The 9,036-nt window shown below is 60.5% G+C and carries 10 protein-coding genes and 1 pseudogene; 10 read left to right on the top strand and 1 reads right to left on the bottom strand.

Going from position 1 to position 9,036, the window contains the following annotated elements; all coding sequences use genetic code 11:
* Positions 1 to 82: 82 nt before the first annotated feature.
* Both BLW21_RS18245 and BLW21_RS18250 read left to right on the top strand, forming a co-directional pair.
* Positions 83 to 646: pseudogene (locus tag BLW21_RS18245) on the top strand (recombinase family protein).
* A 361-nt stretch (positions 647 to 1,007) separates the two neighbouring features.
* On the top strand, positions 1,008 to 2,042 hold the full coding sequence (locus BLW21_RS18250) for a quinone-dependent dihydroorotate dehydrogenase (RefSeq protein ID WP_092743107.1): 1,035 nt from the start codon (positions 1,008 to 1,010) through the stop codon (positions 2,040 to 2,042).
* A 91-nt stretch (positions 2,043 to 2,133) separates the two neighbouring features.
* Here the strand turns inward: BLW21_RS18250 and BLW21_RS18255 are convergent, their stop codons facing one another.
* A complete protein-coding gene (locus tag BLW21_RS18255; RefSeq protein WP_092743109.1) occupies positions 2,134 to 2,445 on the bottom strand; it encodes a hypothetical protein in 312 nt (103 codons plus the stop codon).
* On the opposite strand from BLW21_RS18255, the gene BLW21_RS21300 reads away from it, so the two are divergent.
* The 8 genes from BLW21_RS21300 to BLW21_RS22215 form a co-directional block, all read left to right on the top strand.
* A complete protein-coding gene (locus tag BLW21_RS21300) occupies positions 2,444 to 2,749 on the top strand; it encodes a hypothetical protein (RefSeq protein ID WP_139255305.1) in 306 nt (101 codons plus the stop codon). The two genes, BLW21_RS18255 and BLW21_RS21300, sit on opposite strands and share 2 nt — an antisense overlap.
* 64 nt (positions 2,750 to 2,813) lie before the next feature.
* On the top strand, positions 2,814 to 3,794 hold the full coding sequence (locus tag BLW21_RS18260) for an aspartate carbamoyltransferase catalytic subunit (protein ID WP_092743111.1): 981 nt from the start codon (positions 2,814 to 2,816) through the stop codon (positions 3,792 to 3,794).
* An 80-nt stretch (positions 3,795 to 3,874) separates the two neighbouring features.
* Positions 3,875 to 5,155 carry a dihydroorotase gene (locus BLW21_RS18265; RefSeq protein ID WP_092743113.1) on the top strand — a complete coding sequence of 427 codons (1,281 nt, stop codon included), beginning with the start codon at positions 3,875 to 3,877 and terminating at the stop codon, positions 5,153 to 5,155.
* 52 nt (positions 5,156 to 5,207) lie between these two features.
* Positions 5,208 to 5,735 (top strand): 5-(carboxyamino)imidazole ribonucleotide mutase, encoded by a 528-nt coding sequence (gene purE, locus BLW21_RS18270; protein WP_092743114.1) that lies wholly within the window; start codon positions 5,208 to 5,210, stop codon positions 5,733 to 5,735.
* A gap of 23 nt (positions 5,736 to 5,758) precedes the next feature.
* Positions 5,759 to 7,030: a 5-(carboxyamino)imidazole ribonucleotide synthase gene (locus BLW21_RS18275; protein ID WP_092743116.1), complete on the top strand. Its 1,272-nt coding sequence runs from the start codon at positions 5,759 to 5,761 to the stop codon at positions 7,028 to 7,030.
* A gap of 133 nt (positions 7,031 to 7,163) precedes the next feature.
* Positions 7,164 to 8,249, top strand: a complete 1,086-nt coding sequence (gene carA / locus BLW21_RS18280) for a glutamine-hydrolyzing carbamoyl-phosphate synthase small subunit (RefSeq protein WP_092743115.1) — start codon at positions 7,164 to 7,166, stop codon at positions 8,247 to 8,249.
* Positions 8,250 to 8,261: 12 nt separating this feature from the next.
* A complete protein-coding gene (locus tag BLW21_RS18285; protein WP_092738998.1) occupies positions 8,262 to 8,762 on the top strand; it encodes a hypothetical protein in 501 nt (166 codons plus the stop codon).
* Between the two features lie 110 nt (positions 8,763 to 8,872).
* Positions 8,873 to 9,036 (top strand): carbamoyl phosphate synthase preATP-grasp domain-containing protein (locus BLW21_RS22215; protein ID WP_175471042.1); only part of this gene is annotated, 164 nt, incomplete at its 3' end.

Consider the following 9,036-nt stretch of genomic DNA (forward strand, 5'->3'; position numbering starts at 1 on the left):
GCGGAAAGGGTTCAGTAAACCTGTTCAGTGAGCAAAGTTCAGCTAAGGTGGCCTTGCCAATAAGAAGGCTGAACTTAGCCAGATGAAAATCGGCTATGCCCACGTCTCGACCTGTGACCAGAATCTGGAACTACAACTCGATGCCCTGACCCAGGCCGGGTGTGAGACCATCTTCCAGGAGAAAGTCTCCAGGGCCACCAAGGCCCGGCCCGAGCTCGACAAGCTGCTGGCCAGCCTGCGCTAGGGCGACACGGTCTACATCTACAAGCTCGACCGGCTGGGCCGCTCGCTCAAGCACCTGCTCGATATGGTGGCCGAACTGGAGTTTAAGGGCGTGGGCCTGGTCTCGCTCACCGATGCCATCAATACCGCTTCAGCCCAAGGGCGGCTCGTGTTCAACCTGTTTGCCTCGCTGGCCGAGTCTGAGCGCGAGCTGATCCGCGAGCGGACCTACGCTGGCTTAGCGGCCGCGCGGGCCCGAGGCCGGGTGGGTGGCCGCCGCGGGGCCTGTCGGAAGAGGCCGAGCGAACGGCCATGGTGGCCGAGACCCTGTATAGGGAGCAACAATTGGGCGTCAACGAGATTGCCCAGCGTCTGCGCATCTCCAAAGTCACGCTCTACAAATACCTGCGCCACCGGGGTGTGATCATTCATGCGTAACCAGAAGCTCTCGGCTTGGGTATTGCCGTATCATTCGCCGCGGCGGTTGTACGAGCGTTGGACGTGAGCCGCGCAACAGGGCCTTATAGGCGTTACCCACATACTGACCGGCGCGGTCGGAGTGGATAAGCAAGCACTGTGCGGGCCGTTGCAACGCGGTGATGATCAACGCCTAGAGCATCTAAGCCCGTACTTGTTAGCTTACTACCGTCCAGAAAAGAAAATCGCGGACCTAGACCGGACGCGAAGCGAATAAGGAAAGGGGCCTAACGACATTATTTCTGTCCTACGACTGGTTTTAGAGGACTTATTCACCAACTTTGACCGCCAATTTGCCCCTACTGCCGATGTATAAATCCGTTGTCAAACCCCTGCTCTTCCATCTCGATGCGGAGCGCGCCCACCACCTAGTGTTCGACAACCTGCGCCGCGCCGCGCGGGTGCCGGGTACGCCCGCCCTGCTGCAGGCACTCTACGGCTTCCAGCATCCGAGCCTGGAGCGCGAGGTTTTCGGGCTGAAGTTTCCCAATCCGGTGGGGTTGGCAGCGGGGTTTGATAAGAATGCGGCCCTGACCGACGAGCTGGCTACGTTGGGCTTTGGCTTCGTGGAAATCGGGACGGTGACGCCCCGGCCGCAGCCCGGCAACCCCACGCCGCGCCTGTTCCGGCTCCCGCAGGACGAGGCGCTGGTCAACCGCATGGGTTTCAACAACGAGGGGGCGGCCGTGGTGGCCGCGCGCCTGGCCCGGCGGCGCAACCGGCAGCTGCTCATCGGCGGCAACATCGGCAAGAACAAGGACACGCCCAACGAGCGTGCCGCCGACGATTACGTGGCCTGCTTCGAGGCCCTGGCCGAAGTGGTGGATTACTTCGTGGTGAATGTGAGCTCTCCCAACACGCCCGGCCTGCGCGAGCTGCAGGAAAAAAAGCCGCTGATTGACTTGTTGCAGCAGGTGCAGGCCCGCAACCTCGCCCGGGCCACGCCGCGCCCGCTGCTGCTCAAAATCGCGCCCGACCTCACCGATTCGCAGCTCGACGACATCCTGGAAATAGCCCGCGAAACCAACCTGAGCGGCCTGGTGGCCACCAACACCACCATCAGCCGCGACAACCTGCGCACGGAGCCCGGCCACGTAGCCGGCCTGGGTGCGGGGGGCCTGAGCGGGCGGCCGCTGCGGGCCCGGGCCACCGAAGTTATCCGCTACCTGCACCAGAAATCCGACGGCGGGCTGCCGATTATCGGCGCAGGCGGCATTCATTCGGCCGCCGATGCGCAGGAGAAGCTAGCCGCCGGGGCGTCGCTGATTCAGCTCTATACCGGCTTCATTTATGAAGGCCCGGCGCTGGTGAGCCGCATAAACCGGAGCCTGGTGCTGGGTTGATACGCTGCAGGGTAACCGGGTGCCAACTGGTGTTGCTACGGCTGAACCGCCACTCAAACAAACCAGCCCGCCCGGGTTCGCCCTAATTAGATCATTCCAACACTACTGAAGCCGTCCGGAAACGAATCAGCCCCTGAAAAACCGGGTGGTTCAGGGGCTGCTTGCCGCCGCCGAAGCGGGTTTGCCAGCTTCGGTAGTGGAATAAAGAGCTAAAGTTAAGCTGGATTGTAGTTGCCGAACAACTGGCTGCGCGAGCCACTTTTTTTTGGGTGGCGAAATAACGACCAAAAGGTGCGTCGGTTAGCCCGTTAGCTTGAAAAATGAAAAGCAGAGAAAATTCATCCGAAAAAATTAACCTGGCCGATGAACTGTCGGGCGTAACAATACCGTAGCTTTGCGGCATGCTTCAACCAAAAAACCAGTTGATGAAGCGTGGAACCCAGCGCGACTGGGAGCCGCGAGTGGACCGGAAGGTCTTTGGTTCCGTCGGTTTTCCCGATTCTGCCGCTGGTATTTCTGTTGTTTTTTCTGGGTATTGCCCCGCCACCGTTTCGGATTCCGAAACGGTTTTTTTATGCCCGGTTAGTTCGCGCATTGTCCAGCAGACGCTAGGGCTGTGGCCCCCATTGCCCTGGCTTGCATCACTGATTTCCGGCTTCGGGTTGACTGCAAGTAAATGCATTTCAGTAAATTATGAAAATTATTAATAAGGCAGGGTAAACTCCTCCGGCTCGTAACTACTGACTGCGTACTTCATTTCCCCAACTTGGTATGGCACGTAAAGACCTGATCGACATTGCATCCCTGCACCCGGAGGAAATCGAGTTTCTGCTCGACCAATCCAAGTCCTTTAAAAAGCTGTTCACTCATTCGGTGAAGCGAATCCCCGCGCTGGAGGGTAAGTCCGTGCTCATGCTCTTTTATGAGGCCAGCACCCGGACGCACTCCTCCTTCGAGGTGGCGGCCAAACGGCTCTCGGCGGAGGTCACGAATTTCGACGTTGCCCACTCCTCCATCTCCAAGGGCGAGTCGGTGCGCGAGACGATTGAGACGCTCCAGGCCATGCGCACCGACTACATTGTCATTCGCCATAGCCATCCCGGCCTGCCCGGCATGATTGCCCGCCAAACCACGGCGTCGGTCATCAATGCCGGCGACGGCGCCCACGAGCACCCCACCCAGGCCCTGCTGGACGCTTTCACCATCCGGGAGAAATTCCCGGACCCCCGGGGTAAAAAGGTCCTCATCATCGGCGATATTCTCCACTCCCGCGTGGCGCGCTCCACCAGCACGCTGTTGCAGAAGCTGGGCATCGAGGTCGCGTACCTGGGGCCGGGCTCGCTGGTGCCCAAGTTCGGCCCGGCCACCATCCCCCGCTTCACCGACTACGAGGCGGCCATGGCCTGGGGTCCCGACGTGGTGTACCTGCTGCGCGTGCAGATGGAGCGCCAGGACGTGCAGTTTTTCCCCAGCCTGCGCGAATACCACCGCGTGTACGGCATCACCAGTGCCCGGCTGGCAGAAATCAGCGACCAGGGCCTTTACATCATGCACCCCGGCCCCGTAAACCGGGGGGTAGAGCTCTGCGACGCCGTGATGGACTACGAGCGCAGCCTGATTACCAACCAGGTTGAAAACGGCATCTCGGTGCGCATGGCCGTGCTCGACTGGCTCAAGCCAGGCGGAGATTTCCCGCGGCAGGAATCATACGTCGCGCGGCCCCGAACCACCTCCACGGTGCTGATGCCCTGAGTGCTGGCCGTAATGGCTGACTCCGCTTTTCAACTTTACTTCTCCCATAACCCTCGCTGGTTTACCGAAAATATCCCTTCATGCTGCTGCTCCAAAACGCCCGTATTGCCTCCGAAAACTCCCCCGAACTTGTCAAAAGTGATGTCCTGATTGTCGACGGTAAAATTCAGGAAATCGGCAGCGGCCTGGCCATTCCCGAGGGGGCCCGGGTCATCGACGCGGCCGGCCGGGTGCTGATGCCCGGCATGTTTGATGCCCACGTCCATTTCCGCGCCCCGGGCTTTGAGAACAAGGAAACCATCACCACGGGCAGCGAAGCGGCCATCAATGGCGGCGTTACCGGCGTGGTGATGATGCCCAATACCCGCCCGGCCCTCGACTCCGCCACCGCCGTTGCCACCGTGCTGGATAATGCCCGGGACCGGTCGCGCATTCCGGTGTACACCTCCGGCTGCGTCACCAAGAACCGCGAGGGCAAGGAGCTGGCGGAAATTGAGGGCATGCGCGAGCTCGGGGTGACCATGCTCACCGACGACGGGGACACTACGGCCGACCCGGCCGTGCTTTTCCGAGCCATGCAGTATGCCACCGAGTTCGGAATGTTTTTCGCCAGCCACTGCGAGGTGCCGGAGCTGGCCGGGCCGCGCGCCCTCAACGAAGGGGTGATGAGCTACCGACTCGGCATCAAAGGCTCACCGGCGTGCGCCGAAGAAATCATCATCGACCGCGACATCCGCCTGGCCCACGCGGCGGGCGCACACGTGCACATCCAGCACGTTTCCAGCAAGCTGGGCATGGAAACTATCCGCTGGTGGAAATCGCGCGGCGATGTAAAGGTGACGGCGGAAGTGACCCCCCACCACCTGATGTTCACCGACGAGCACATCGGCGACTACGACACGAACTATAAAATGAACCCGCCGCTGCGCACCCAGGACGATTGTGATGCGCTGCTGGAAGGGCTCATGGAGGGCGTATTCGACATCATCTCCACCGACCACGCCCCGCACACGCCGTTCGAAAAAGCCCAGGATTTCATCACCGCGCCCAATGGTATCACCGGCCTGGATACGGCCCTGGTATCACTTTACCACCACTTCGTCGAGCCCCAAAAAATCGGGTGGGATGTGGTGGTGAAGCGCTACTCGGCGGAGCCGCGTCGCCTGATGGGCCTGCCGGCCGCTGCCATCGAAGTCGGCCAGCCGGCTAACTGCGTCCTGTTCGATACCGAAGCCGAAACGACTTTCACGCGGGACTTCATGAAATCCAAATCCCAGAATACGCCCTTCATAGACCAGACGCTGAAAGGCCGGGTGGACCTGGTAATTTTGGGCGCCGAAATCCTGCTGGAACGCGAATAAGCGTACTTTTTTGCCTCCCCTGGAATACCCGGCTTCCTCTACAACGCTTCCTATGAACACCCCTTCCGACTCCAATCCTTTCACACCTGACACCGATAAGCCGCTGATTGGCGTGGTGATGGGCTCCAGCAGCGACTGGAAAACCATGGAGCATGCCGTGCAGCTGCTCACCCACTTTGGCGTGGCCCACGAGGCGCGCGTAGTGTCGGCCCACCGCATGCCCGACGACTTGTTTGCCTACGCCGAACAGGCCGGTCCGCGCGGCTTGCAGGCCATCATTGCCGGGGCCGGGGGCGCCGCCCACCTGCCGGGCATGCTGGCCGCCAAAACCACGGTGCCCGTGCTGGGGGTGCCGGTAGCCAGCCGGCATTTGCAGGGTGTGGACTCGCTGCACAGCATCGTGCAGATGCCCAAGGGCATCCCCGTCGCTACGTTTGCTATTGGCGATGCCGGGGCGGCCAATGCCGCGCTGTTCGCCATCAGCATGCTGGCCCTGCACGACCCGGAGCTGGCGACCAAATTGCACGCGTTCCGCGCCGAACAAACCGAAGCCGCCCGCGCTATGACGCTGCCCGTATGAGCGACAAAACGCACAGCTTAGCCATGACTCCGGTTTTTCCGGGAAGTACGGATGCCGCCGGCCAGCGGGCGACCCTGGGGGTGCTGGGTGGTGGCCAGTTGGGTCGCATGTTCGTGCACGCCGCCCAGCGGCTGGGGTACTTCACCGCCGTGCTGGAGCCCGACCCACAAAGCCCGGCCGGGCTGGTGAGCCACCACCATATCCAGACCGACTACGACGACCCGGCCGGGCTGGTGCAACTGGCCGACCTGTGCCAGGCCATCACCACCGAGTTTGAAAACGTGCCCGCCCACGCCCTGCAAACGCTGGCCCTGACCCGCCCCGTGGCCCCAGGTGCGGCCGTGGTGGGCATTGCCCAGGACCGCATCGAGGAAAAAGCCCACTTCACGGCCGGCGCCGCCCTCTCGGGGGTGAACTGCGCACCCTACACGGTGATTGAAACGCCGGCTCAGCTGCAGGCCGTGCAGAACGACCGGCCGGAGTTGCTGCCCGGCATCCTGAAAACCGCACGCTTGGGCTACGACGGCAAGGGCCAGGTCCGGGTGAAGACCGCCGCCGAGCTGGCCGCCGCCTGGGCCGAGCTGGGCAGCGTGGCCTGCGTGCTGGAAAAAATGCTGCCGCTCACGGCCGAGTGTTCGGTGCTGGTGGCGCGCGGCTGGGACGGGCAGGTTGTCAGCTTTGCCGCCCAGCGCAACGTGCACGTCGAGGGCATTCTGGCCGTGACCCACGCCTACGAAGGCAACATGCCGCCCGCCCTGGCCACCAGGGCCCGTAACGCGGCCGTTTCCCTGGCGCAGCATCTAGGCTACGTGGGCGTGCTGTGCGTCGAGTTTTTTGTGGTGGAAGGCGACAACGAGCACGGCGACCTGATGGTCAACGAAATGGCCCCACGCCCGCACAACAGCGGCCACTACACCCTGGACGCCTGCGACGTGTCGCAGTTCGATCTGCAGGTGCATACCCTGGCGGGCCTGCCCTTGCCGACGCCGCGCCAGCATTCCCCGGCCATCATGCTCAACCTGCTGGGGGAGGTGTGGTTCGATGCGAGCGGGCAGCTGCGCGAGCCTGACTGGCACCGTGTGCTGAGTTTGCCGGGCACGCACCTGCATCTGTACGGCAAGGCAGAAGCACGCCCCGGCCGCAAGATGGGCCACCTGACCATCACCGGCCCGGATGTCGCCAGTGTGAAAACCGTGGCGCGCCGCGCCGCTGAGTTGCTCGGTCTGCCGGTTCTGGATGATATCAACGATGCGCCTCACCCCCTGGCCCCCTCTCCGATAGAGAGGGGGAACTAGCTCTAAAAAAGTAGCTCTAGCATCTTTCTCTCAGCCTTGCCTTTCCTCCGACAACTAGCGCTAAAATGTAGCAGCTAGTTCCCCCTCTCCACCCGGAGAGGGGGCCAGGGGGTGAGGCACACAATAGCACGACATGTCCCAGACAGTAAAACTCCTCCTCGAAGACGGCACCTGCATTGAGGGCGAATCCTTCGGCGCATTTACCTCCGCCGCGGGCGAAGTGGTGTTCAGCACGGCCATGACCGGCTACCCCGAAAACCTCACCGACCCGTCCTTCGCCGGCCAGATTCTGGTGCTCACCACCCCCATGGTGGGCAACTACGGCGTGCCCGGCGAAGACCTGTACGAGTCGATTTCGAAGATCTTTGAGTCTGATAAAATCCACATTGCCGGACTCGTGGTGAGCTACTACTCCGAGGAGCACAGCCACTGGCACGCCGCCAAAAGCCTCGGCGACTGGCTCAAAGAGTACAACATCCCCGGCATCTGCGGCGTCGATACGCGCATGCTCACCAAGAAGCTGCGCGAGAAAGGCGCCCTACTGGGCAAAATCGTGGCCGAAGAAGACGTGCCCCTGCATGACCCTAACTGCGACAACCTGGTGGCCCAGGTGAGCCCGGCCGGCGTGCAGCACTACGGCCACGGCCAGCACAAAATCGTGCTCGTGGACTGCGGCACCAAAACCAACATTATCCGCTGCTTCCTGGAGCGCGACGTGGAGCTGATTCGCGTGCCCTGGGACTACGATTTCACGACCCTCGACTACGACGGCCTGTTCCTGAGCAACGGCCCCGGCGACCCCAAAATGTGCGAAGCCACCATCGCACACCTGCAAAAAGCCCTGCAACAGGACAAGCCGATTTTCGGCATCTGCCTGGGCAGCCAGCTCATGGGCCTGGCGGCGGGCGGCGACACGTTCAAGCTCAAATACGGCCACCGCAGCCACAACCAGCCCGTCAAGCTCACCGGCACCCAGCACTGCTACATCACCAGCCAAAACCACGGCTTCGCGGTCGATACTGCCACCCTTCCCGCCGAGTGGGACATGCTGTTCGAGAACCTGAACGACGGCACCTGCGAAGGCATCAAGCACAAAACCAAGCCGTTCTTCTCCACCCAGTTTCACCCCGAAGCGGCTGGTGGCCCGCAGGATACGGAGTTTCTGTTTGATGACTTTTTGAAAGCGGTGGTGGAGTACAAGGCTACAACAGCCAAATAACTCTTGCCAGCCATGACAACAGATAAAAGCGAGATTCTCAAAGTATTGAAAACGGCGCTTTTCGGCACCTACTTCACAAGATTCACTTACTATATCACTGCCTTTGAGTGTGATTTTTTTAGTGACAGCCTTGATATTAGCGCCTATCTAGTTGTCAGCGAAATTGAACTAGCAGATAAGATTGAGTGGAATAAGTGGGTACAGTCAGCTCCATTCAATATAGCAAATAACAATGGGCCAGAAGAGCCTGCCAGAGTCTTTTTGATGGGCCTATTAACGCAGGCAATAGTTCAAGATGTAGAAGAAGAGAACGAAGGCACTATCATACTTACTTTTCAAAATGGACTGAAAGTCAGACTGGTAGGAGAAATCGAAACTGAAGATATTTCTTGGACTATTCAATTCAGAAATTCTGATGGACAGCAAATTGGCGAGTGCACCTGCTCATTCAATAAACTGTTTCTGAATATCAGTGAAGAGTTAGCACATAAGCTGCATTTGGCAAGCCACTAATTTAGAAACGTGGGCCGGCTGACCACAACGAAGCGGTAGAGATGTTTCGACTCCGCTGCGCTCCGCTCAACATGACGTTCAAGACGTTCAAAAAGAACCCAACCCTTCGCATGAACAAACCCAACAAAGTGCTCATCCTTGGTTCCGGCGCCCTCAAAATTGGGGAGGCCGGGGAGTTCGATTATTCCGGCTCGCAGGCGCTCAAGGCGCTCAAGGAGGAAGGCATCCGCACCATCCTCATCAACCCCAACATCGCCACCGTGCAGACGTCGGA

It is taken from the genome of Hymenobacter psychrophilus (genome assembly GCF_900107135.1).
Lineage (GTDB): Bacteria > Bacteroidota > Bacteroidia > Cytophagales > Hymenobacteraceae > Hymenobacter > Hymenobacter psychrophilus.